Here is a 22,060-nt window from a genome sequence, read left to right as displayed (position 1 = left end):
GGCAGCCGGAGGGTGCTCGCCGCTCAGGCGCGTCCCGTCGGGGACAGCACCTCGATCCGCGGCCCCTTCGCCGGGTCCGGGCGCGGGTCGTAGTCGGGGGTGGCGACGTACGGCCGCCAGGCGAGGAGCTCGCCGAGGTGGCGGCGGACCGACGGCAGCACCTCGGTGACGGTGACGTCGCGGCCGAGCTCGCGCGACAGCGACGTGACGCCGGCGTCGTCGATGCCGCACGGGACGAACCGGTCGTACCACGCGAGGTCGACGTCGCAGTTGAGCGAGAACCCGTGCATGGTGACGCCGCCGCGGACCCGGATGCCGAGCGCTGCGATCTTGCGCTCGGGGCCGCGGTCGTCGGCCCGGAGCCAGACGCCGCTGCGGCCGGGCACCCGCGCGGTGGTGACTCCGAGGTCGGCGCAGACGCCGATCAGCGCCTCCTCGACCCGGCGCACGTAGTCGACGACCTTGACGTGGTCGGGCAGCCGCACGATCGGGTAGCCGACGAGCTGGCCCGGACCGTGGAAGGTGATCTTGCCGCCGCGGTCGGTCTCGACCACGGCCGCGCCGCCCGGGTCGGCGGGGTAGAAGTGCGGCTCGGTGCGCTTGCCGGCGGTGAAGACCGGGGGGTGCTCGAGCAGGAGGACCGTGTCGCCGGTGGTGCCCTCGCGGACCGCCGCGTGCAGCTCGCGCTGGAGGTCCCACGCCACCAGGTAGTCGATCGCGTCGGCGCCCAGGCCGACCTCCCGGAACACGAGGTCGCTCACGTCCGGAAGCGTACTCCGGGCCTGTGGATGACCGGATGCGGACGCCGTCGATCCGGGCGAGGCTGGGCGCATGGAGGATCGGGCCTCCCGGCGGACCGTCGCCGTCACTGCCGTGGTGCTGGTGGCGGTGGCCGCGCTGCTCGCGGTGGCGCTGACCGGCGGCACCACGCGCGATCCCGGGCACGGCGGGGCGAGCAGCGGGACGACGCCGCTGCGGGTGCCGCGCGACGTGACCCCGTCGGCCGCCCTCGCGTCGCTCACGGTGCTCCGCGACTGGGACCGTCGGCGCGCCGCTGCGTGGCGTGACGGCGACCCTGCCCGGCTGGGCGCGCTCTACGTGCCCGGCTCGGCGGCCGGTGCGCACGACGTCGCCATGCTCGAGCGCTGGGTCCGCCGTGGGCTGCGGGTGCGGGGGATGGCGATGCAGGTGCTGTCGGTCGACCTGCGGGTCCGCACCGATCGCCGGATCGTGCTCGAGGTGACCGACCGGCTCGCCGGCCCGGTCGCGGTCGGCCGGGGCCGACGGTGGCCGCTGCCGCGTGACGGGGTGAGCGTGCGGAGGCTGGAGTTCCGCCGTACGGCGGGCCGTTGGCTGCTCGCCGCGGTCCAGGCACAGCCTGGATCCACCGATTCCCCGCCACTGCGCGACCCCATCCGGGCGCGCTGGCTGCGTTGCCGCCGCTCGACGTGCACCCAGCATGCCTTCGCGACGGTCGCCTTGCCATCGCACCCGTCTGGGGCCGCTCGCTACGCGGCGAATCGGTGGATCCAGGCTCAGGCCGCGTCGAGCCCCGAAGCGACCACGTCGGCGACCGTCGGGTCGGCGAACTCGTAGCCCCAGCCGAGCAGCGCGGCCGGACGCACGCGCATCGACCCGAGCACGTCGGGAGCGACCCGTCCGGCAGCGAGCCGCACGAGCGGGGCAGGCGCGGGCAGGAGAGCCGGGCGGCGCACGGCGTCGGCGAGCGCGGCGGTGAACTCGGCGTTGGTCGCCGGCTCGGCGCACGACAGGTTGACGGGCCCCGTCGCGGTCGGGTGCTCGAGGAGGAACGCCACCGCCCCGACCCAGTCGCGCAGCGAGATCATCGGCATCCACTGCCGGCCCGCGCCGATCCGGCCACCGAGGCCCGCCTTGAACTGCAGCGCCTGCTGCTTGAGCGGAGCGCTGCGCCGGTCCTGCACCGGCGCGGTCCGCAGGAAGCACACCCGGGCGCCGGCGTCGACCGCCGGCGCCGCCGCTGCCTGCCAGTCGCGGCACACGCCGGTCATGAACGAGTGGCCGCGGCTGTCGGCGGACTCGGTGAGCTCGGCGTCGCCGTGGTCGCCGTACCACCCGACCGCGTTGCCGGCCAGGAACGCCGGCGGCCGCGCGGACGCCGCGATCGTGGCGGCCAGCAGGCCGGTGGTCGACACCCGGCTCTCTCGCAGCTCGCGCGCCCAGCGCGACGAGTGCGGGTTGCCGAGGGTGGGGGAGCCGGCGAGGTTGACGACGACGTCGGCCCCGGCCACGACGGTCGGGTCGACGACACCCGCGGTGGGGTCCCACGACGACTCCGAGACCGTCCGCGCCGGCCGGCGCACGAGCGCGGTGACCCGGTGCCCACGGCGCTCGAGCTCGGTGCGCAGGTGCGTGCCGAGGAACCCCGAGGACCCGGCCAGGACGACCGACAGCGACGACATGGCCCCACTCTGCCACCGCCGACCCAGCCGACACGCCGACCCAAGATCTGGTCCCCGATGTCGGCGGTCGTTCTACATATGGTGGTCGACGCAGCTGGTTCGACCGTCATCCCGGCAGGGCGGGCGGTCGTCGCAAGAGGGAACCCGGTGAGAGTCCGGGACTGCCCCGCAGCGGTGAGTGGGAACGGAAGCCGTCAACGGCACTGGGTCCGAGGACCTGGGAAGCGACGGCCGGTAGGTGTCTGCATGCAGGCGTGCCCGCGAGTCCGAAGACCTGCCAGCGCGTCACGCCCGCCGGGCGTGGCGGTCCGAGGCCTCGCGGGAAGGCCGACGGCTGGTACGGCGACCGCGCCTGCGGCGTCGTACGACCGTCCCTCCTCGCGTCCCCGGACCTTCCAGGACCGATCTCGCGAGGAGAGAGAAATGACGGTCACCCTTTCGCCGGGCTCTGCCACCGGCAGCACCCGCACCACGATGACGGTGCGCAAGCGCAACGGCGACACCGAGCACGTCGACGTCACGAAGATCGTGCGTGCCGTCGACCGGGTCGCGGCCGACCTGCCCGACGTCGACCCCATGCGGGTCGCGACCCGGACGATCAGCGGGCTGTACGACGGCGCGACCACCGCCGAGCTCGACCGGCTGTCGATCCAGACCGCCGCCGAGATGATCGGCGAGGAGCCGGAGTACTCCCGGCTCGCCGCGCGGCTGCTCGCCGGCTACATCGACAAGGAGGTGCGCAACCAGGGCATCGCGTCGTTCAGCCAGGCGATCGCGCTCGGGCACGCGGAGGGCCTCATCGGCGACGACACCGCCCGGTTCGTCAAGGACAACGCCCGCAAGCTCGACTTCGCCGTCGACGCCGAGCTCGCCGACGGCGCCGACCGCCGGTTCGAGTACTTCGGGCTGCGCACCGTCTACGACCGCTACCTGCTGCGGCACCCCACGAGCCGGCAGGTCGTCGAGACGCCGCAGTACTTCCTGCTCCGCGTCGCCTGCGGCCTCGCCCGTACGCCGGGGGAGGCGATCGGGTTCTACCGGCTGATGGCGTCGCTCGCCTACCTGCCGTCGAGCCCGACGCTGTTCAATTCCGGCACGCGCCACACGCAGATGTCGTCGTGCTACCTGGTGGACAGCCCGCGCGACGACCTCGACTCGATCTACTCCCGCTACGCGCAGGTCGCGAAGCTGTCGAAGTTCGCCGGCGGCATCGGCCTGTCCTTCTCGCGGGTGCGCTCGCGCGGCGCGCTGATCCGCGGGACCAACGGCCAGTCCAACGGGATCGTGCCGTTCCTCCGCACGCTCGACGCGTCGGTGGCCGCGGTCAACCAGGGCGGTCGACGCAAGGGCGCGGCCTGCGTCTACCTGGAGCCGTGGCACCCCGACGTCGAGGAGTTCCTCGAGCTGCGCGACAACACGGGGGAGGACGCGCGCCGTACCCACAACCTCAACCTGGCGCACTGGATCCCCGACGAGTTCATGCGGCGGGTCGAGGCCGACGAGGAGTGGTCGCTGATCGACCCCGACCAGGCGCCCGAGCTGCCGGACCTGTGGGGCGAGGCGTTCGACGAGGCCTACCGCCGGGCGGAGGCGGACGGCCGCGTCGTGCGGACCGTGCGGGCGCGCGACCTGTACGGCCGGATGATGCGGACCCTCGCCCAGACCGGCAACGGGTGGATGACGTTCAAGGACGCGAGCAACCGCACCTGCAACCAGACCGGCGACGAGGCGGGGACCGGCCGGCCGGTCGTGCACCTGTCGAACCTGTGCACCGAGATCATCGAGGTCTCCTCCGACACCGAGACCGCGGTCTGCAACCTCGGGTCGGTGAACCTCGCCCGGCACCTGACGGCGGACGGCATCGACTGGGACAAGCTGCGGGAGACGGTGCGGACGGCGCTGCCGCTGCTCGACCGGGTCGTCGACGTGAACTTCTACCCGAGTGCCGAGGCCGCCGCGTCCAACCCGCGGTGGCGTCCGGTCGGACTCGGCGTGATGGGCCTCCAGGACGTCTTCTTCGCGCTCGGGCTGGCGTTCGACAGCGAGGAGGCGCGGGAGCTCTCCACGCGCATCGCCGAGGAGATCTACCTGACGGCGCTCGAGGTGTCGTGCGCCCTCGCCGAGGAGCACGGCCCGCACCCGGCGTACGACGGGACGCGCGCCGCCGCCGGGCAGCTGCAGCCCGACCTGTGGGGTGTCACGCCCACCCAGGCCGAGCGCTGGGCGGCCCTGCGCGAGCGGGTCGCCGAGCACGGGCTGCGCAACTCGCTGCTCATCGCGATCGCGCCGACCGCGACGATCGCCTCGATCGCCGGCTGCTACGAGTGCATCGAGCCGCAGGTCTCCAACCTGTTCAAGCGCGAGACGCTGTCGGGGGAGTTCCTCCAGGTCAACGGCGCGCTGGTCCGCGAGCTCAAGGCGCGCGGTCTCTGGACGCCGGAGGTGCGCGAGGAGATCAAGCGCGCCGAGGGCTCGGTGCAGGGCATCGCCGCCCTGCCCGAGGACGTACGGCGCGTCTTCCGCACGGCGTGGGAGCTGCCCCAGCGGGCGCTCATCGACCTCGCGGCCGCGCGGGCGCCGTACATCGACCAGAGCCAGTCGCTCAACCTGTTCGTGGCCGGGCCGTCGATCGGGAAGCTCTCGTCGATGTACCTGCACGCCTGGAAGGTCGGGCTCAAGACGACCTACTACCTGCGGTCGCGGCCGGCGACCCGGATCCAGCAGGCGACCGTCTCCGTCGCCCAGCCCACCACCCTCAGCACCACCCTGCCCGTGAGCGACGCCGTCGCGTGCTCGCTCGAGAACCCCGAGACCTGCGAGGCCTGCGAATGAACACCACCAGCGACCGGATGCTGCTCGACCCCGGCATGAACCTGACCCTGCGCCCGATGCGCTACCCGCACTTCTACGACCGCTACCGCGACGCCATCAAGAACACCTGGACGGTCGAGGAGGTGGACCTCCACTCCGACCTGACGGACCTCGCGCGGCTGACCGATGCCGAGCGACACCTGGTGTCACGGCTCGTCGCGTTCTTCGCGACCGGCGACACGATCGTGGCCAACAACCTGGTGCTCAACCTCTACCAGCACGTCAACAGCCCCGAGGGCCGGCTGTACCTCTCGCGGCAGCTGTTCGAGGAGGCCGTCCACGTGCAGTTCTACCTGACGCTCCTCGACACCTACGTGCCCGACGAGGAGGAGCGCCACCAGGCGTTCGCGGCCGTCGACAACATCCCGTCGATCAAGCACAAGGCCGACTTCTGCTTCAGGTGGATCGACTCGGTCTTCGAGCTCGACCGGCTGGAGACGCGCGAGCACCGGCGGGCGTTCCTGCTCAACCTGATCTGCTTCGCGGCGGTGATCGAGGGCCTGTTCTTCTACGGCGCCTTCGCCTACGTCTACTTCCTCCGCTCGCGCGGCCTCCTCAACGGGCTGGCCTCGGGCACCAACTGGGTGTTCCGCGACGAGTCGATGCACATGGCGTTCGCGTTCGACGTCGTGGACACGGTGCGGGAGGAGGAGCCGGACCTGTTCGACGACGAGCTCGCCGCCCAGGTCCGGCAGATGATGATCGAGGGCGTCGACGCCGAGGCCCAGTTCGCCGAGGACCTGCTCGGCCAGGGCGTCGCCGGCTTGTCGACCGCGGACATGCGCGCCTACCTCGAGCACGTCGCCGACCGGCGGATGCAGCGGCTCGGGCTCGAGCCGATCTACGGCTCGGCCAACCCGCTGGCGTTCATGGAGCTCCAGGACGTGCAGGAGCTGTCGAACTTCTTCGAGCGCCGGGTGTCGGCCTACCAGGTCGGCGTCAGCGGCTCGGTCGGGTTCGACGAGGACTTCTAGCTCTCCTCAGTACGCCGAACGGCGGGCCTCCCTCCCGGGAAGCCCGCCGTTCGGCGTACGACGTCGATCAGACCTCGAAGGCGCCGGCCTCGAGGCGCTTCTTGACCTCCTGGAGGAACCGGCCGGCGTCGGCGCCGTCGACCAGGCGGTGGTCGTAGGTCAGCGCGAGGTAGACCATGTGGCGGATCGCGATGGTCTCGCCGAGGTCGGGGTCGTCGATGACGACCGGGCGCTTCACGACCGCGCCCGGGCCGAGGATGGCGACCTGCGGCTGGTTGATGATCGGCGTGTCCCAGAGGGCGCCCACGCTGCCGAGGTTGGTGATCGTGAACGTGCCGCCGGACAGCTCGTCGGGCGTGATCTTGTTGGTGCGGGTGCGCTCCGCGACGTCGGCGATCTTCTTCGCCAGGCCGGCGACGGACAGGTCGCCCGCCTCCTTGACGACCGGGGTCAGCAGGCCGCGCTCGGTGTCCACCGCGAACGCGACGTTCTCGCGGTCGTAGTAGGTGATCTCGCCGGCCTCGGCGTCGAGGTGCGCGTTGAGCTTCGGGTGCACCTTGAGCGCGTCGATCGCCGCCTTGGCGAAGAACGGCAGGTAGCTCAGCTTCACGCCCTCGCGTGCCAGGAAGTCGGCCTTGGAGGCCTCGCGCAGCCGGGCGACGTTGGTGACGTCGACCTCGACTACCTGCGTCAGCTGCGCCGACACCTGGAGCGACTGCGTCATCCGCTCGGAGATCACCTTGCGGAGGCGGCTGACCTTCTCGGTCGTGCCGCGCAGCGGCGACGGCGTCGCCGGCGCCGGAGCGGCCGCGGCGGGAGCCGAGGACTGAGCCGCCGGGGCGGAGGACTGCGCCGCGGGTGCCGCCGCCTTCTGCGCGGCGGCAGCATCGAGCACGTCCTGCTTGCGGATCCGACCGCCGACGCCGGAGCCCTTCACCGAGGCGAGGTCGACGCCGTGCTGCCCGGCGAGCTTGCGCACCAGCGGCGTGACGTAGCCGGCGCCCTCGCTCGCGGAGGACTCGGCCGGGGCGGCCTGCTGCTGCGGCGCGGCCTGCTGCTGCGGAGCCGCCTGCTGCTGCGGGGCCTCCTGCTGGGGCTCCGGCTGCGCGGGCGCCTGCTCCTGCTGAGCGGGCTCTGGCTGCGGCTCGGGCTCGGGCTCGGGCTGCGCGGGCGCCTGCTCCTGCTGCGCGGGCTCGGGCTGCGGCTCCGGCTCGGGCTCGGCGGGCGCGGACTGCTGGGCCGGCGCGCCGCTGCCGATGATGGCGAGCTCGGCACCGACCTCGACCGTCTCGTCCTCCTCGGCCTTGATCTCCAGCAGCGTGCCGGCGACCGGCGAGGGGATCTCGGTGTCGACCTTGTCGGTCGAGACCTCCAGCAGCGGCTCGTCGACGGCGACCTCGTCGCCGACCTGCTTGAGCCAGCGGGTGACCGTGCCCTCGGTGACCGACTCACCGAGCGCCGGCAGGGTCACCGGCGTGCCGGATCCGGATCCGCCACCGCCCTGCGCGGCGGGCTGGGCCGGCTGCTCGGCGGGCTGCTCCGGTGCCGACGGCTGCTCGGCCGGGGCGGGCTGCTCCTCCTGGGTGCTCTCCTGCGGAGCGGGCTCCTGCGCCGGCTCCTCCTGCTGGGCGTCCTCCTGCGGGGCCGACTCCTGCGCAGGGGCACCGCCGCCCTCGCCCTCGTCGCCGATCACTGCGAGCACCGCGCCGACCTCGACGGTGGCGTCCTCCTCGGCCTTGATCTCCAGCAGCGTGCCCGCGACCGGCGAGGGGATCTCCGTGTCGACCTTGTCGGTCGAGACCTCCAGCAGCGGCTCGTCGACGGCAACCTGGTCGCCGACCTGCTTCAGCCAGCGGGTGACGGTGCCCTCGGTGACGGACTCGCCCAGTGCGGGGAGGGGGACTTCGGTGGCCATGGATTCCTCTTCGGTTCGTCTCGGTTGCGGTTCGTTCGTGCCGGTCAGCTGTGGGCGTGCAACGGCTTCCCGGCCAGCGCCAGGTGGGCCTCGCCGAGGGCCTCGTGCTGCGTGGGGTGTGCGTGGACCAGGGGAGCCACGTCGTCGGGATGGGCCTCCCAGCCGTAGATCAGCTGGGCCTCGCCGATGAGCTCGCCGACGCCGTCGCCGACGAGGTGGATCCCGACCACCGGGCCGGCGCCCTCTCCCTCGAGCCGGCGCACGAGCTTCACGCTGCCCTGGGTCTTGCGAATCTGGCTGCGGCCGTTGCCGGCCAGGTCGTAGACGAGGGTCTGCACGGCGTCCGCGCCGTACTCCTCGACGGCCTGGGCCTCGGTGAGGCCGACCGATGCCACCTCGGGGCGGCTGTAGGTGACGCGCGGGATGCCGCGCTCGTCGATGGGGCGGGGCGCGAGGCCGGCGATGTGCTCGGCCACGAGGATGCCCTGCTGGAAACCGCGGTGGGCCAGCTGGAGGCCGGGCGTGATGTCGCCGACCGCCCAGACGCCCTCGACGTTGGTCGCGCAGCGCTCGTCGGTGAGCACGAAGCCGCGCTCCATCGCGACGCCCTGCTCCTCGTAGCCGAGTCCTGCGGTGCGGGGGCCGCGGCCGACCGCGACCAGAAGGACGTCGGAGGTGAGCGTGTCGCCGCCGGCCAGCGTCACCTCGACCCCGGTGTCGGTCGCCTTCGCGCCTTCGACCGCCGCGCCGGTGCGCACGTCGATGCCGCGCTTGCGGAACGCACGCTGCAGCGCTGCGGAGGACGCCTCGTCCTCGCCCGCGACCAGGCGGGAAAGCGCCTCGACGATCGTCACCTCGACGCCGAAGCTGCGCCACAGGCTGGCGAACTCGCAGCCGATGACGCCGCCGCCGAGCACGATGGCCGACCCAGGCAGCCGCTCGGGTCGCAGCGCGTGGTCGGAGGTCAGGATCCGCTCGCCGTCGACCTCGATGCCGGGCAGCAGGCGGGGCTCGGAGCCGGTCGCGAGCACGACGTGGTCACCGCGGTAGACGGTGCCGTCGACGGTCACCTCGCGCGGGCCGGTGAGCCGGCCGGCGCCCTGGACGACGGTGATGCCGCGGCTCTTGATCAGGCCGGTGAGGCCCTTGTGGAGCTTGTTCACCACACCGTCGGCGTAGGCGACCACCCGGTCGGGGTCGATGCCGTCGAGGGTCGCGCGGACGCCGTACTGCTCGGACTCGCGGGCGGCGTCGGCGACCTCGGCGGCGTGCAGCAGCGCCTTGGTCGGGATGCATCCCACGTGCAGGCAGGTGCCGCCCAGCCGGTCGGCCTCGACGAGGGTGACGGTGAGGCCGAGCTGCGCCGCGCGCAGAGCACATGCGTACCCCCCGGATCCCGCTCCGAGGATCACCACGTCGACCACGGGCCCCATCCTTGCATCACACCGGGCACGCGCCGCAACGACCTCGGCTACCGATCGGTAGCGATCTCGGGGTGCTGCTGTGGCCGATGGGGCAAACTTGGGCCCATGGCGTTGTGGGACCGGTTCCGCCGGGGCACGAGGATGAGGGCGCCGGCGAAGGACGCCGCGCGCACCGGGTCGACCCGTGTCCGCGCCGCCGACAAGGCCGACGAGCAGCACCTGCACGAGTGGGTCGGTGCCCGCCGCGGGGTCGAGGGGTTCGTCGAGCCGCGCACGGCGGTCAGCGACGTCACCCTCCTCCTCGTCGCCCACGACGGCGAGTGGACCCGCCGCCGGGTGCCGTCGGTCAGGTGGGCCCACGACTTCTGCAACCGCCACCAGGTCCCGTCGTACGACGCCGCCGTCGTCGGCGTGCCGCAGCGGATGCGCGACTACAACTCCCGGATGCGCAAGCAGCAGAAGGCGGCCGACTACCAGCAGTACGAGCCGCGCGACGAGTCCTAGGAGCCGTCGGCCGCCAGCGCGCGGCAGAGCTCCACGAGCGTCGCGACGCCGTAGCCGGTCGCCCCCGAGGTCCAGTGGCCCGACGGGCCCCCCTTGTTGAAAGTCGGGCCGGCGATGTCCAGGTGGCCCCAGGGCAGGCCGCCGGTGAACTCCCGCAGGAACGCGGCGGCGAACAGCCCGCCGCCCCACCGGATCAGGTCGTGCTGCGCGAGGTCGGCGACCTTGCTGGAGCGGATGCGCTCGTCCATGTAGTCCGGGATCGGCATCGGCCAGGCGTCCTCGCCGGCGGCCTCGGCCGCCGCCAGCAGCTGGCTGACGACCTCGTCGCTGCCCATCACTCCGGCGAGCCGGTCGCCGAGCGCGACGACCATGTGACCGGTGAGCGTCGCGACGTCGACCATCAGGTCCGGCTCGCGCTCGACGGCCAGCCCCATCGCGTCGACGAGGACCAGCCGGCCCTCGGCGTCGGTGTTGAGCACCTCGACCGTCGTGCCGGTGTAGGTCGTGAGCACGTCGCCGGGGCGCATCGACCCGCCGCCGACCATGTTCTCGGCCAGGGCGGCGAACGCCGAGATCCGGATCGGCAGCCCGAGCCGGGCGATCGCGAGCGTCGCCTGGACGACGGCCGCCGCGCCGGCCATGTCCTCCTTCATGGTCGGCATGCTGTTGGCCGGCTTGATCGAGAGCCCGCCCGAGTCGAACGTGATGCCCTTGCCCACCAGGGCCAGGTGGGTGGTCGCGTGCTTGGGGGAGTAGGTCAGCTCGACCAGCCGCGGCGGCGCGGCGGAACCCGCCCCGACGGCGAGGATGCCGCCACAGCCGAGCTCGGCCAGCCGTACCTCGTCGAGCACCTCGACCTTGACCTTGCCGCGGCCCTTCAGCTCCTTGTTGGTCGCCGCGACCGCCGTCTCGACCGCCTCGGCGAGGGCGGGCGGGGTCAGGTCGCCCGGCGGCGTGTTGACCCAGTCGCGGGTCGCCGCGACGGCGTCGACCACGACGCCGGCCTGCTCGAGAGCCGCTGCCATCTCCTTCCGGCGGGCACCGCCGCTGAGGACGACGACCTCGGCCGACCGGGTGTCGCTGGTGCGGGACTTGTACGTCGTGAACGTGTAGCCGCCGAGCCGGTAGCCCTCGACCACCGCGCGCACCAGGTCCGGGGTGTCGGCGGGCAGCGCGAGGGCGACACTCGCGGCGTTCGTGACGGCCCGGGCGGCGTTGCCCGCGGCGCGTCGTACGTCGGCCGGGCCGGGGTCGGCGCCGAGGCCGACCAGCACGAGGAGCGGCGACCCGATGGTGCCGCCGGTGGGGACCTTGACCACCTCGCCGGCGCGACCGGTCACGCCGAGCGTCGCGAGCAGGCCGCGGAGCTTGCGGCCGTAGGCCTTCGCGACGTCCTCGCCGCCGGCCGCGAGGCCGGCGCCACCCGCGGCGCCGTCGTCGGCCGGCACCACCCCGACGACCACCGCCTCGGCCTTGGTCTTGGCCGGGCTGGCGTTCCGGAGGGTGTACGACGTCACCGGCGCAGGATATAGATTCCGCCGCATGGCCGACGCATCTCCTCCCACTGATCTGCTCCGCTCGCCGCTGCACGACCGCCACGAGGCGCTCGGGGCGAAGTTCGCCGAGTTCGGCGGGTGGCTGATGCCGCTGGAGTACTCGACCGGCGTCGTCAAGGAGCACACCGCCGTGCGCACCGGCGTCGGCATCTTCGACGTCAGCCACCTCGGCAAGATCGTCGTCCGCGGCCCGGGCGCGGTCGGGTTCGTCAACGCGACCCTGAGCAACGACCTCGGGCGCATCGGTCCCGGCCGGGCGCAGTACACGCTGTGCCTCGACCAGGAGACCGGCGGCATCGTCGACGACATCTTCAGCTACTACCGCGACGACGAGCACGTGCTGCTCGTGCCCAACGCCGCCAACAACGCCGAGGTGTTCAAGCGGCTGAGCGCGGCCGCCCCCGACGGCGTCGAGGTCGTCAACCAGCACGAGGACTACGTCGTGCTGGCGGTGCAGGGCTCCACGTCCGACGAGGTCGTCGCGGGCGCCGGCTTCCCGGTCGGCCACGACTACCTGACGTTCGTCGAGGCGCCGTTCGAGGGCGCGACGGTCGTCGTCTGCCGCACCGGCTACACCGGTGAGCGCGGCTACGAGCTGATCGCCCCGTCGTCGGTGGCGCCGCAGCTGTGGGACGCGCTCATGAGCGCCGGCGCGCCGTACGACATCACGCCGGCGGGCCTCGGCGCGCGCGACACCCTGCGCACCGAGATGGGCTATCCGCTGCACGGCCAGGACATCTCGCCCGAGACCACGCCCAACGAGGCCCGCCTCGGCTGGGCGGTCGGCTGGAAGAAGCCCGAGTTCTGGGGCCGCGACGTGGTGCTCGCCGAGAAGGAGAAGGGCGCCCGCCGCAAGCTCGTCGGGCTGGTGGCGACCGGACGGGCGATCCCGCGCCCGCACATGGGCATCTCCCTGGTCCCCGACGTGCTGCTGGGCGAGGTCACCTCCGGCACCTTCTCGCCGACGCTGAAGAAGGGCATCGCGCTGGCGCTCGTCGCGAGCGTGGTCGCCGACGACGCCGAGGTCAGCGTCGACGTCCGCGGCCGGCGCGAGGTCTTCAAGATCGTCAAGCCGCCGTTCGTCGACCCGTCCGTGCGGGAGGCCTGACGTGTTGCCCGACCAGCCCCCGATGTTCCGCCCGCCGTCGCCGGCCGAGCGCCCGTGGTGGTGGCGCCTCGAGGACGCCTCCGGCGCCGAGGTCGCACTTCCCGACGAGGTCCACGAGGAGTACGGCGACCGCCGCTTCGCGTCGCAGGCCGACGCCGAGTCGTGGATCGGCGAGACGTGGCCGCCGCTGCTGGAGGCCGGCGTCACCGCCGTGACCCTGCTCGAGGTCGACCGCGTCGTCTACGGCCCGATGCCGCTGTCGGCCGGCTGACGATGGCCCGTCGTTTCAGCCAGGTCGACGTCTTCAGCGACCGGCCGCTGCTCGGGAACCCGGTCGCGGTCGTGCACGACGCCGACGGGCTGACCGACGAGCAGATGGCCGCGTTCGCGCGGTGGACGAACCTCTCGGAGACCACGTTCCTGCTGGCGCCGACCGACCCCGCCGCCGACTACCGGCTGCGGATCTTCACGACCAGCGGCGAGCTGCCGTTCGCCGGTCACCCGACCCTGGGATCGGCGCACGCGTGGCTGGCGGCCGGCGGCGTGCCCAAGGACGACGGGCGCCTGGTCCAGGAGTGCGGCGCCGGACTGGTGGCGCTCCGGCAGTCGGAGCGGATCGCGTTCGCCGCGCCGCCGCTGGTGCGCAGCGGCCCGGTCGCCGACGCCGACCTCGACCGGGTCGCCCGGGCACTGCGGATCGGCCGCGACGACATCGTCGACGCGGCGTGGACCGACAACGGGCCGGGCTGGGTCTCGGTGCTGATGCGCGACGCGGACGCCGTGCTCGCCGTCGAGCCCGACCTGATGGCGTTCGGCGACCTCGACATCGGTCTCGTCGGGTCGCACCCGCCGGGCTCCGAGGCGACCGTGGAGGTGCGGGCGCTGTGCCTGGGCACGGCGTCGTCGAGGACCCGGTGACCGGCAGCCTCAACGCCGGCATCGCCCAGTGGCTCACCGGCAACGGCACGCTGCCGGCGTCGTACGTCGCCCGCCAGGGGACGGCCATCGGCCGTGCCGGCCGGGTGCACGTCGACACCGACGACGACGGCACGATCTGGGTCGGCGGTGACACCCGGCTGACGGTCACCGGCACCGTCGACGTCGGCGACTAGGCTCGGGCTCGTGCAGGCCTACCTCGATCTCCTCCAGCGCATCCTCGACGAGGGGGTGGAGAAGGGCGACCGCACCGGCACCGGCACGCTGAGCGTCTTCGGCCACCAGATGAGGTTCGACCTGACCGCCGGCTTCCCGCTCGTGACGACCAAGAAGATCCACACCCGCTCGGTGTTCGGCGAGCTGCTGTGGTTCCTGCGCGGCGACACCAACGTCAAGTGGCTCCAGGACCGCGGCATCACCATCTGGGACGAGTGGGCCGACGAGAACGGCGACCTCGGCCCGGTCTACGGGGCCCAGTGGCGCTCGTGGCCCGCCCCCGACGGGCGCCACATCGACCAGCTGGCCCAGGTGATCGACCAGATCCGCGCCAACCCCGACAGCCGGCGCCACATCATCAGCGCCTGGAACCCGGCCGAGGTCGACAACATGGCGCTGCCGCCGTGCCACTCGCTGTTCCAGTTCTACGTCGCCGAAGGCCGGCTCTCGTGCCAGCTCTACCAGCGCAGCGCCGACGTGTTCCTCGGCGTGCCGTTCAACATCGCGTCCTACGCGCTGCTGACGCACATGGTCGCCCAGGTGACCGGTCTCCAGGTGGCGGAGTTCGTGCACACGCTCGGCGACGCACATCTCTACTCCAACCACCTCGAGCAGGCCCACCTCCAGCTCGGCCGCGACCCCCGCGCGCTGCCGACGCTCGTCCTCAACCCGGCCATCACCGAGATCGACGGCTTCGACCTCGAGGACATCGGCGTCGAGGGCTACGACCCGCACCCGGCGATCAAGGCCCCGATCGCGGTATGAGCACCCCGGCGGGCCGGCGCGTCACGATGGTGGCCGCCGTGGCGGAGAACGGCGTGATCGGCGCCGACGCCGACATCCCCTGGCACCTGCCCGAGGACTTCGCGCACTTCAAGCAGACGACGATGGGCCACGTGCTGGTGATGGGCCGCACGACCCACGAGGGGATCGGCCGCCCTCTGCCCGGCCGCACCACGATCGTGCTGACCTCCAACCCCGACTGGGCCGACGAGGGCGTCCACGTCGCGCACTCGATCACCGAGGCCCTGGAGCTCGCCGACCGGCTGCTCGACGGCCAGCCCGCCGACCGCCAGGTCATGATCGGGGGCGGCGCCGCGGTCTACGCCGCGGCGATGCCGTACGCCGACGTGCAGGTGATCAGCGAGGTCCCGCTGAGCCCCGAGGGCGACACCCGCTACCCACCGTTCGAGGGCAAGCGCTGGCGCGAGGTCTCCCGCGACCCCCGCGACGGCTTCACGATCGTCACCTGGGAGCGCGTCTTCGCCTGCGGCTGACCGTCGACCGGCGGGCTGGGACCGGGCTGGCAGGCTGGGCCCATGACCGTAGAGCTCCGGGTGTTCACCGAGCCCCAGCAGGGCGCCTCCTACGACGACCTCCTCGAGGTCGCCCGCACGGCCGAGGAGCTCGGCTTCGGGGCGTTCTTCCGCTCCGACCACTACCTGACGATGGGCGGCGACGGGCTGCCCGGCTCCACCGACGCGTGGACCACGCTGGCCGGGCTGGCTCGGGAAACCAGCACGATCCGGCTCGGGACGCTGATGACCAGCGCCACCTTCCGCCACCCCGGCGTGCTGGCCATCCAGGCCGCGCAGGTCGACGCGATGAGCGGCGGGCGCCTCGAGGTCGGGATCGGCGCCGGCTGGTTCAACGCCGAGCACACGGCGTACGGCATCCCGTTCCCGTCGACGAAGGAGCGGTTCGAGCGCTACGCCGAGCAGCTCGAGCTCATCACCGGCCTGTGGCGCACGCCGGTGGGGGAGACCTACGACTTCGCCGGCACCCACTACCAGCTCGCCGACTCGCCGGCGCTCCCGAAGCCCGCCCAGCGTGACGGCCACGCCGGCGGCCCGCCGGTGATCATCGGCGGCGTGGGCGCGCGGAAGACGCCCGCGCTCGCAGCCCGCTACGCCGACGAGTTCAACCTGCCTTTCGTCGACCTCGACACGACCAAGACCCAGTTCGACCGGGTCCGCGCCGCGGCCGAGGACATCGGCCGCGACCCCGGCTCGCTGGTGTGGTCCAACGCGCTGGTGCTGTGCGTGGGGTCCGACGAGGCCGAGGTTGCCCGCCGGGCCGCCGCGATCGGCCGCGAGGTCGACGAGCTGCGCGTCAACGGGGTGGCTGGCACGCCCGACGAGGCGGTGGAGAAGATCCGCGCGTACGCCGGGCTGGGCGCCCAGCGGATCTACCTCCAGACGCTCGACCTGTCCGACCTCGACCACCTGCGCCTGGTCGCCGCGGAGGTCATGCCGCACGTGTGAGTGCAAGGGATCCCGACCGGGAGCGATAGCCTTGCGGCATGACTGCTGCGCCTTTCGGCACCGTGCTGACCGCGATGGTGACGCCGTTCAACGAGGACGGCACGGTTGACCTGGACGGGGTCCAGAAGGTGGCCCGCCACCTCGTCGACCACGGCCACGACGGGATCGTGGTGTCCGGCACGACGGGTGAGTCGCCGACCACCACCGTCGCCGAGGACGGCGAGACGCTCGCCGCGATCCGCGACGCGGTCGGCGGCGACGTGAAGCTGGTCGCCGGCATCGGCACCAACGACACCCGCACCACTCTCGAGCTCGCGGCCCAGGCCGAGAAGGTCGGCGCCGACGGGCTGCTCCTCGTGACGCCCTACTACAACAAGCCCGGCCAGCGCGGCATCCTCGAGCACTTCCGCCAGGTGAGCGGCTCCACCGGCGTGCCGGTGATGCTCTACGACGTGCCCGGCCGCACGGGCAGCGCACTGTCCTTCGAGACCTACGCCGAGGCGATCAAGATCGACAACGTGGTCGCGGTCAAGGAGGCGGTCGGCGACTTCGCCCGCGGCGTGCGGCTCACCGAGATGGGCTACGCCGTCTACTCCGGAGACGACGAGGCCAACCTGGCCTGGCTCGCCCACGGCGCGGTCGGCTTCGTGTCCGTCGTCGGCCACGTGCTCGGCGACCGGCTGCGACAGATGTACGACGAGTACCACCACGGCGATCCCACCGCAGCGCTCGACACGTTCGCCGGGATGCTCCCCGCGATCGACGCCATCATGGGCGCGCCCAACTACGGCGCGACCGCTGCGAAGGCCGCGCTCCAGCTGACCGGGGTCCTCGACAACCGGCGCGTCCGGCCGCCGCTCGTGGAGCTCGACGACGAGGAGCTCGCCGCCCTGCGGGCCGGTCTCGAGGCCGCGGGCATCGAGGTCACCGCATGAGCCACCCGCACCCCGAGCTGAGCGCCCCGCCGGCTCTGCCCGAGGGCGGCCTGCGCGTCATCCCGCTCGGCGGCCTCGGCGAGGTCGGCCGCAACATGACGGTCTTCGAGTACGACGGCCGCCTGCTCATCGTCGACTGCGGCGTGCTGTTCCCCGACGACAGTCAGCCGGGGGTCGACCTGATCCTCCCCGACTTCTCGCCGATCCGGGACCGCCTCGACCAGGTCGAGGCGCTCGTGCTGACCCACGGCCACGAGGACCACATCGGCGCCACGCCGTACCTGCTCCGCGAGCGCGAGGACATCCCGCTCGTCGGCTCCGAGCTGACCCTGGCGCTGGTCAACAGCAAGATCCGCGAGCACCGGCTCAAGCAGACCTCCTTCACCACGGTGAAGGAGGGCGACCGCCTCACGTTCGGGCCGTTCGACCTCGAGTTCGTCGCGGTCAACCACTCCATCCCCGACGCGCTGGCCGTCGCGATCCGCACCGGCGCCGGACTCGTGCTGCACACCGGCGACTTCAAGATGGACCAGCTGCCCCTCGACGGCCGGATCACCGACCTGCGCGCGTTCGCCCGCCTCGGTGAGGAGGGCGTCGACCTGTTCATGACCGACTCCACCAACGCCGAGGTGCCCGGGTTCACCACCCAGGAGAAGAAGATCACCCCGGTCCTGGAGCAGGTGTTCCGCGAGTCCAAGCAGCGGATCATCGTCGCGTGCTTCGCCTCGCACGTGCACCGCGTGCAGCAGGTGCTCGACGCGGCCGTCGCCCACGACCGCAAGGTCGCCTACGTCGGGCGGTCGATGGTGCGCAACATGGGCATCGCCCGCGACCTGGGCTACCTCACGATCCCGCCCGGCGTGATGGTCGAGGCCAAGCAGCTCGCCGACCTCCCGCCCGAGCGACAGGTGCTGATCTCCACCGGGTCGCAGGGCGAGCCGCTGAGCGCCCTGTCGCGGATCGCGCAGCGCAGCCACAACTTCGTCCACCTGGAGGAGGGCGACACCGTGGTGCTGGCCTCCAGCCTGATCCCCGGCAACGAGAACGCCGTCTACCGGGTCATCAACGGCCTCGCCCGGCACGGCGCCCGCGTCGTGCACAAGGGCAACGCGCTCGTGCACGTCAGCGGCCACGCCAGCGCCGGCGAGCTGCTCTACTGCTACAACATCGTCAAGCCGCGCAACGTCCTGCCGATCCACGGCGAGATCCGGCACATGCTGGCCAACGCCGACATCGCCCGCCAGACCGGGGTCGACAACGTCGTGATCGCCGAGGACGGCGTCGTCGTCGACCTGGTCGACGGTGTGGCCTCGGTCGTCGGCAAGGTCGCCTGCGGCAACGTCTTCGTCGACGGCCAGACCGTCGGCGACATCACCGAGTCCGAGCTCAAGGACCGGCTGATCCTCGGCGAGGAGGGGTTCATCTCCGTCATCGTCGTGGTCGACTCCGTCAGCGGCAAGGTCTCCGCCGGACCCGAGATCCACGCCCGCGGCCACGCGTGGGACGACTCCTCGTTCGAGGAGATCAAGCAGCCGATCATCGACGCGCTCGACAGGGCGATCGCCGAGGGCACCACCGACGCCCACCAGCTCCAGCAGACCGTACGGCGCGTCATCGGCCGCTGGGTCAGCAACACCCACCGGGCGCGGCCGATGATCATCCCGGTCGTCGTCGAGGCGTAGGCAACGAAGAAGCCCCCCGCCGAACCGGCGGGGGGCTTCGTCGTGCTGCTAGGCGGCTACCTCACGACCTTGACCGTGAAGGTGTCCTTGCTGGCCTCGAAGCTCGCGTTGCCGAGGTAGGACGCGACGAGCTTGTTCTTGCCGAGCGGCAGGGACTTGGTCACCTTGATGACGGCCACGCCGTTCTCCAACGTCGCCGAGCCGAGCTTGGTGGTGCCCTTCTTCAGGACCACCTTCCCGTTCGGGGTGGCGTCGGGCGAGCTCACCTTGACCCTCACCGTGAACGGCTTGCCCTTCTTGATCGGGTCGGGCTTGACCGACACGAACTTGGTGGTGGTCGGCGCCTGCTCCGCGGCGTCGTCGACACAGCTGGCGACGGTGACGTTGTCGATGTACCAGCCCTCGACGCCGTTGCAGCCGTCACGACCCAGGTCGAACCGGAAGTTGACGGTCTGCCCCGCGTCCGCGATCGCCGACAGGTCGATGATCGACGTGCCCCACGAGCCGCCGAGCTCGCCACCGTCGGTGCCGGTCCAGGCCTCCTCGCCGGCCATCGGGCCGCCCTGCTCCGGGTCGAGGTGGCCACCGGGCGCGTTGTAGAGGTAGGCCTCGGCGGGCACGAGCTCGAACTCACCGCCGTCGACGCTCACCTTGACGTTGGCGCCGTCCCACTCCGCCTCGGTCGCCACGTAGTGGTCGAAGGAGAGGCGCGGGCTCTCACCGTCGGGGACGGTGAGGTCCGGGGACACCAGCCCGGTCCGGCTGGTCAGGTCGTTCGGCCCGCCGTCGCACTGTCCGGTGGTCGGGTCCGGGCTGAACGCGGTGCCGCCCGAGTGCTCGGGAGCGTTGAACACCTGCTCCCAGGGCAGCGAGTTGTCGTTGTAGACGAACTCCTCGTCCAGGGTCCACCCGGCCAGGCCCTCGTCGCCCTCGAAGTCCTCCGAGAACGACACCTCCTCCGACGTACCGTCGCCACACTCCAGCGACGGTGCGCCGGGCTGCAGCAGGGGCTGCCAGTCACACTGCTCGGTCGGGTCGAGCCGGAGCTCGGTCTCCGCGATGGCGGCGGTCACCGACGCGCAGTCGGCGGCCGTCATGCCGTCCTGGATGACCTCCGGGTTGCCGACCCCGCCGTCCGAGCCGTCGGCCTCGGTCGGGTCTCCCAGCGTGATCTTCTCGATATCCGCCCCGGTGAGCGCCGTGCACGAGGCCTCGAGCGCGTCGGCCAGGTCGGGGAAGAACGACGTCGGCGTCAGGAAGTGGTACTGCGAGTACCAGAACAGCCACGCGGCCTTGTCCATCCCGATCGGCTCGACGACGCCCGGAAGGCCGTCGACGAGGATCGCGAAGGTGCGGTTCACGACGCCGGAGTTGGTGTGCACCCCGCCGGAGTCGTCCGCCGCGCAGTGGTACTCCGCGTCGGACACCTTGCCCGGGTCGCCGTAGCAGTTCGGATTCCACATGTCGCGGATCGCGCCGCCGAACGCCGGGTCGTTCTCGCCTGACAGCCAGCGGTAGCTCTCGTCGGTGTCGGCCGGGACGGCGGCGATCTCGAAGGTCACCGGCTCGCCCGCGGACTTGAACTTCGCCCCGTCCTCGTTGGTCACCATCACGCCGTAGATCTCGGCGGTGCCGGGCATCGAGACCGGCGGCCGGCCGGCGACGCTGTCGCCCACGACGATGCCGAGCGCGCCGGCGTCGACAGCGTTCTGGGTCTTCTGCACGAATGGGCAGGTGCCGCGGTCGACGTACGCCCAGTTGCCCGCGACCGCCGCCGCGTTGTCGAACGGGGAGCAGCCGTCGGTGGTCGACGGCCCTTCCTCGTTCGCGGCGTCCGCCGCGACCACGGCCGTGCCGGTCACGCCGGCCTGGGTGATGACCGGGCCGAACGACGCCGGGGCCGCGGTGCACGGACCGGCGACGCTCGCCGGTGCGGTGATCTCCATGGTCACCTCGGCACGGGTGAACTCCGAGCACTTGCCGGCCTCGCGAAGCACGGCGCCGCCGGCGTCGCCGTCCTCACCGAGCTCGTTGTGACGCTCGTTCTTCATGTCGACGACCTCGCCCCAGATGTCGGAGTAGGCCTCGTTCATCGCGCCCGCCTGCCACTGGTAGATCAGGCCGGACGTGGACTCCGTGTAGGCGTGGCCCCACTCGTGGGCGACCGTGTCGTCACCGGTGACGCCGGAGCAGTAGTTGGTCGTGACGCCGTTCCAGTTGGCGTTGGGGCAGCTGATCCGCGGGTCGTTGTTGACCGTGATCATCTTGCCGCCGGTGCCGTCCCAGGCGTTGTAGCCGAACGTGTTGCGGAACATCCAGTAGGACTCGCCGGTGGCGAGGACCTCGTTCTGCTGGTCCTCGTCGAGGTCGGCGGGGAAGGGGTCGCCCTCGGCCCACACGGGCTCGTCGAGGCCGCCGACGAAGTCGTCGTCGGGGTCGTCCGGGGTGCCGTTGTCGTCGACGTAGGCCTCGTAGAGCTCGCGGTCGAGCGCGTGCGCGATCATCGACCACCGGTTGAGCGGCTTGTTGGTGGTCGCGTCGAGGATCAGCGTCTCCCGGATGGTGGCCTCGTTCCAGACCTCGGCGACCCAGGCGAGACGGGCGTCGCCGTCGATCCCGCGGGTCGATCCGGTCCGGTAGACCATCAGCTCGATCGAGCGCACCTCGAGCCCACCGGTGTAGGCCGGCGCGGTGCCGTCCTCGTAGCCACTCGGCTGCGACTCGACCAGCGCGAGCGCCCGTGCCCGCGCGTCGGCCTCGGAGACCTTGGGCGAGGTGCCGATCGAGATGTCAGGGGCGACGTATCCGTTGACCGAGGTGAGGCTGCCGTGCTGGTCGACGTGGGCGTGCAGCTCGGCGCCGAACACGGGGACGCCGCGGTAGTCCTGGGCGTAGGTGAAGGTCCAGCCGGTCTGGTCCTTGGCGACGTCGGGCGTGCGCTTCAGCTGGCCGGGAGCCGCGCCGAAGCCGACGGCGAACTCGTCGAGGTAGGCGTCGGCCTTGGCCGCGGCCTCGGCACGGGAGTCGGCGGCGACGTCGGGCAGGAGGTCGGCGTTGGCGCCGGCCGCCCGGACGAAGCCGACCTCGCCGGTGGCGGGGTTGGCGCGGACCTTGACCCGGCCGTCGGCGGTGGACCGCATCTGGTCGACCACCGAGGGGTCCGGCTTCGGTGCTGCCGCGTTGGCGCTCAGCGCCGGGGGTGCTGCCATTCCGGCGGCGATGAGAGCGAGGCCC

Annotated in this window: 19 protein-coding genes and 1 riboswitch; of the genes, 13 read left to right on the top strand and 6 right to left on the bottom strand. The window is 72.2% G+C overall.

What is annotated here, in order from left to right:
- Window positions 1-23 precede the first annotated feature (23 nt).
- Window positions 24-761, bottom strand: coding sequence for a lipoyl(octanoyl) transferase LipB (lipB, locus tag HNR19_RS12195; RefSeq protein ID WP_343047168.1), 738 nt, complete (start codon window positions 759-761; stop codon window positions 24-26).
- Window positions 762-831: 70 nt separating this feature from the next.
- On the opposite strand from lipB, the gene HNR19_RS12190 reads away from it, so the two are divergent.
- Window positions 832-1,596, top strand: a complete 765-nt coding sequence (locus tag HNR19_RS12190; protein ID WP_179668165.1) for a hypothetical protein — start codon at window positions 832-834, stop codon at window positions 1,594-1,596.
- Here HNR19_RS12190 and HNR19_RS12185 read toward each other — a convergent pair.
- On the bottom strand, window positions 1,536-2,441 hold the full coding sequence (locus tag HNR19_RS12185) for a TIGR01777 family oxidoreductase (RefSeq protein ID WP_179668164.1): 906 nt from the start codon (window positions 2,439-2,441) through the stop codon (window positions 1,536-1,538). The genes HNR19_RS12190 and HNR19_RS12185 overlap by 61 nt on opposite strands.
- A gap of 78 nt (window positions 2,442-2,519) precedes the next feature.
- Window positions 2,520-2,736: riboswitch (cobalamin riboswitch) on the top strand.
- Between the two features lie 128 nt (window positions 2,737-2,864).
- On the opposite strand from HNR19_RS12185, the gene HNR19_RS12180 reads away from it, so the two are divergent.
- Together HNR19_RS12180 and HNR19_RS12175 are read left to right on the top strand one after the other, a co-directional pair.
- Window positions 2,865-5,273 carry a ribonucleoside-diphosphate reductase subunit alpha gene (locus HNR19_RS12180; RefSeq protein ID WP_179668163.1) on the top strand — a complete coding sequence of 803 codons (2,409 nt, stop codon included), beginning with the start codon at window positions 2,865-2,867 and terminating at the stop codon, window positions 5,271-5,273.
- Window positions 5,270-6,286: a ribonucleotide-diphosphate reductase subunit beta gene (locus tag HNR19_RS12175; protein WP_218910227.1), complete on the top strand. Its 1,017-nt coding sequence runs from the start codon at window positions 5,270-5,272 to the stop codon at window positions 6,284-6,286. Before HNR19_RS12180 ends, HNR19_RS12175 begins: the two co-directional genes overlap by 4 nt.
- Window positions 6,287-6,353: 67 nt before the next feature.
- On the opposite strand, the gene sucB is transcribed toward HNR19_RS12175, so the two are convergent.
- Both sucB and lpdA read right to left on the bottom strand, forming a co-directional pair.
- Window positions 6,354-8,201 (bottom strand): 2-oxoglutarate dehydrogenase, E2 component, dihydrolipoamide succinyltransferase, encoded by a 1,848-nt coding sequence (sucB, locus tag HNR19_RS12170; RefSeq protein WP_179668162.1) that lies wholly within the window; start codon window positions 8,199-8,201, stop codon window positions 6,354-6,356.
- A 44-nt stretch (window positions 8,202-8,245) separates the two neighbouring features.
- Window positions 8,246-9,634 (bottom strand): dihydrolipoyl dehydrogenase, encoded by a 1,389-nt coding sequence (gene lpdA, locus HNR19_RS12165; protein ID WP_179668161.1) that lies wholly within the window; start codon window positions 9,632-9,634, stop codon window positions 8,246-8,248.
- Window positions 9,635-9,730: 96 nt separating this feature from the next.
- Between lpdA and HNR19_RS12160 the strand changes: the two genes are divergently transcribed.
- Window positions 9,731-10,129: a hypothetical protein gene (locus HNR19_RS12160; protein WP_246303507.1), complete on the top strand. Its 399-nt coding sequence runs from the start codon at window positions 9,731-9,733 to the stop codon at window positions 10,127-10,129.
- Here HNR19_RS12160 and HNR19_RS12155 read toward each other — a convergent pair.
- On the bottom strand, window positions 10,126-11,646 hold the full coding sequence (locus tag HNR19_RS12155; protein ID WP_179668160.1) for a leucyl aminopeptidase: 1,521 nt from the start codon (window positions 11,644-11,646) through the stop codon (window positions 10,126-10,128). The genes HNR19_RS12160 and HNR19_RS12155 overlap by 4 nt on opposite strands.
- 25 nt (window positions 11,647-11,671) lie before the next feature.
- Here HNR19_RS12155 and gcvT point away from each other — a divergent pair, with 25 nt between their 5' ends.
- Genes gcvT through HNR19_RS12115 form a run of 9 tightly spaced genes read left to right on the top strand, consistent with a single transcriptional unit; the run spans window position 11,672 to window position 18,826 of the window.
- Window positions 11,672-12,793, top strand: coding sequence for a glycine cleavage system aminomethyltransferase GcvT (gcvT, locus tag HNR19_RS12150; RefSeq protein ID WP_179668159.1), 1,122 nt, complete (start codon window positions 11,672-11,674; stop codon window positions 12,791-12,793).
- A gap of 4 nt (window positions 12,794-12,797) precedes the next feature.
- Entirely contained in the window at window positions 12,798-13,064 is a 267-nt protein-coding gene (locus HNR19_RS12145; RefSeq protein WP_246303506.1) for a hypothetical protein, read from the top strand.
- A 2-nt stretch (window positions 13,065-13,066) separates the two neighbouring features.
- Window positions 13,067-13,711: a PhzF family phenazine biosynthesis protein gene (locus tag HNR19_RS12140; RefSeq protein WP_281366475.1), complete on the top strand. Its 645-nt coding sequence runs from the start codon at window positions 13,067-13,069 to the stop codon at window positions 13,709-13,711.
- A complete protein-coding gene (locus tag HNR19_RS23195) occupies window positions 13,678-13,905 on the top strand; it encodes a PhzF family phenazine biosynthesis protein (protein ID WP_343047167.1) in 228 nt (75 codons plus the stop codon). The genes HNR19_RS12140 and HNR19_RS23195 overlap by 34 nt, the downstream gene beginning before the upstream one ends.
- A 10-nt stretch (window positions 13,906-13,915) precedes the next feature.
- Window positions 13,916-14,710, top strand: a complete 795-nt coding sequence (locus tag HNR19_RS12135; RefSeq protein ID WP_179668158.1) for a thymidylate synthase — start codon at window positions 13,916-13,918, stop codon at window positions 14,708-14,710.
- The gene (locus tag HNR19_RS12130; protein WP_179668157.1) at window positions 14,707-15,222 is read left to right on the top strand and encodes a dihydrofolate reductase; all 516 of its coding nucleotides are present in this window, start codon (window positions 14,707-14,709) and stop codon (window positions 15,220-15,222) included. The genes HNR19_RS12135 and HNR19_RS12130 overlap by 4 nt, the downstream gene beginning before the upstream one ends.
- 42 nt (window positions 15,223-15,264) lie before the next feature.
- Complete coding sequence (locus HNR19_RS12125; protein WP_179668156.1) at window positions 15,265-16,209, top strand: LLM class F420-dependent oxidoreductase; 945 nt, start codon at window positions 15,265-15,267, stop codon at window positions 16,207-16,209.
- A 38-nt stretch (window positions 16,210-16,247) separates the two neighbouring features.
- Window positions 16,248-17,144 carry a 4-hydroxy-tetrahydrodipicolinate synthase gene (gene dapA, locus HNR19_RS12120; protein WP_179668155.1) on the top strand — a complete coding sequence of 299 codons (897 nt, stop codon included), beginning with the start codon at window positions 16,248-16,250 and terminating at the stop codon, window positions 17,142-17,144.
- Entirely contained in the window at window positions 17,141-18,826 is a 1,686-nt protein-coding gene (locus HNR19_RS12115; protein WP_179668154.1) for a ribonuclease J, read from the top strand. Before dapA ends, HNR19_RS12115 begins: the two co-directional genes overlap by 4 nt.
- 56 nt (window positions 18,827-18,882) lie before the next feature.
- Here the strand turns inward: HNR19_RS12115 and HNR19_RS12110 are convergent, their stop codons facing one another.
- Complete coding sequence (locus HNR19_RS12110) at window positions 18,883-22,035, bottom strand: M4 family metallopeptidase (RefSeq protein ID WP_179668153.1); 3,153 nt, start codon at window positions 22,033-22,035, stop codon at window positions 18,883-18,885.
- Window positions 22,036-22,060: the final 25 nt, after the last annotated feature.

The organism is Nocardioides thalensis (assembly GCF_013410655.1).
Taxonomy (GTDB): domain Bacteria; phylum Actinomycetota; class Actinomycetes; order Propionibacteriales; family Nocardioidaceae; genus Nocardioides; species Nocardioides thalensis.
The sequence above is the reverse complement of the archived record's forward strand: the minus strand, read 5'-3'. Positions and strand labels throughout refer to the sequence as shown.

Bases quoted from the DNA above. Each gene is read 5' to 3' on its own strand.
- HNR19_RS12190 (WP_179668165.1), top strand. From the start codon at position 832: ATGGAGGATCGGGCCTCCCGGCGGACCGTCGCCGTCACTGCCGTGGTG.
- HNR19_RS12185 (WP_179668164.1), bottom strand. From the start codon at position 2,441: ATGTCGTCGCTGTCGGTCGTCCTGGCCGGGTCCTCGGGGTTCCTCGGC.
- HNR19_RS12180 (WP_179668163.1), top strand. From the start codon at position 2,865: ATGACGGTCACCCTTTCGCCGGGCTCTGCCACCGGCAGCACCCGCACC.
- HNR19_RS12175 (WP_218910227.1), top strand. From the start codon at position 5,270: ATGAACACCACCAGCGACCGGATGCTGCTCGACCCCGGCATGAACCTG.
- sucB (WP_179668162.1), bottom strand. From the start codon at position 8,201: ATGGCCACCGAAGTCCCCCTCCCCGCACTGGGCGAGTCCGTCACCGAG.
- lpdA (WP_179668161.1), bottom strand. From the start codon at position 9,634: ATGGGGCCCGTGGTCGACGTGGTGATCCTCGGAGCGGGATCCGGGGGG.
- HNR19_RS12160 (WP_246303507.1), top strand. From the start codon at position 9,731: ATGGCGTTGTGGGACCGGTTCCGCCGGGGCACGAGGATGAGGGCGCCG.
- gcvT (WP_179668159.1), top strand. From the start codon at position 11,672: ATGGCCGACGCATCTCCTCCCACTGATCTGCTCCGCTCGCCGCTGCAC.
- HNR19_RS12140 (WP_281366475.1), top strand. From the start codon at position 13,067: ATGGCCCGTCGTTTCAGCCAGGTCGACGTCTTCAGCGACCGGCCGCTG.
- HNR19_RS12130 (WP_179668157.1), top strand. From the start codon at position 14,707: ATGAGCACCCCGGCGGGCCGGCGCGTCACGATGGTGGCCGCCGTGGCG.
- HNR19_RS12125 (WP_179668156.1), top strand. From the start codon at position 15,265: ATGACCGTAGAGCTCCGGGTGTTCACCGAGCCCCAGCAGGGCGCCTCC.
- dapA (WP_179668155.1), top strand. From the start codon at position 16,248: ATGACTGCTGCGCCTTTCGGCACCGTGCTGACCGCGATGGTGACGCCG.
- HNR19_RS12115 (WP_179668154.1), top strand. From the start codon at position 17,141: ATGAGCCACCCGCACCCCGAGCTGAGCGCCCCGCCGGCTCTGCCCGAG.
- HNR19_RS12110 (WP_179668153.1), bottom strand. From the start codon at position 22,035: ATGGCAGCACCCCCGGCGCTGAGCGCCAACGCGGCAGCACCGAAGCCG.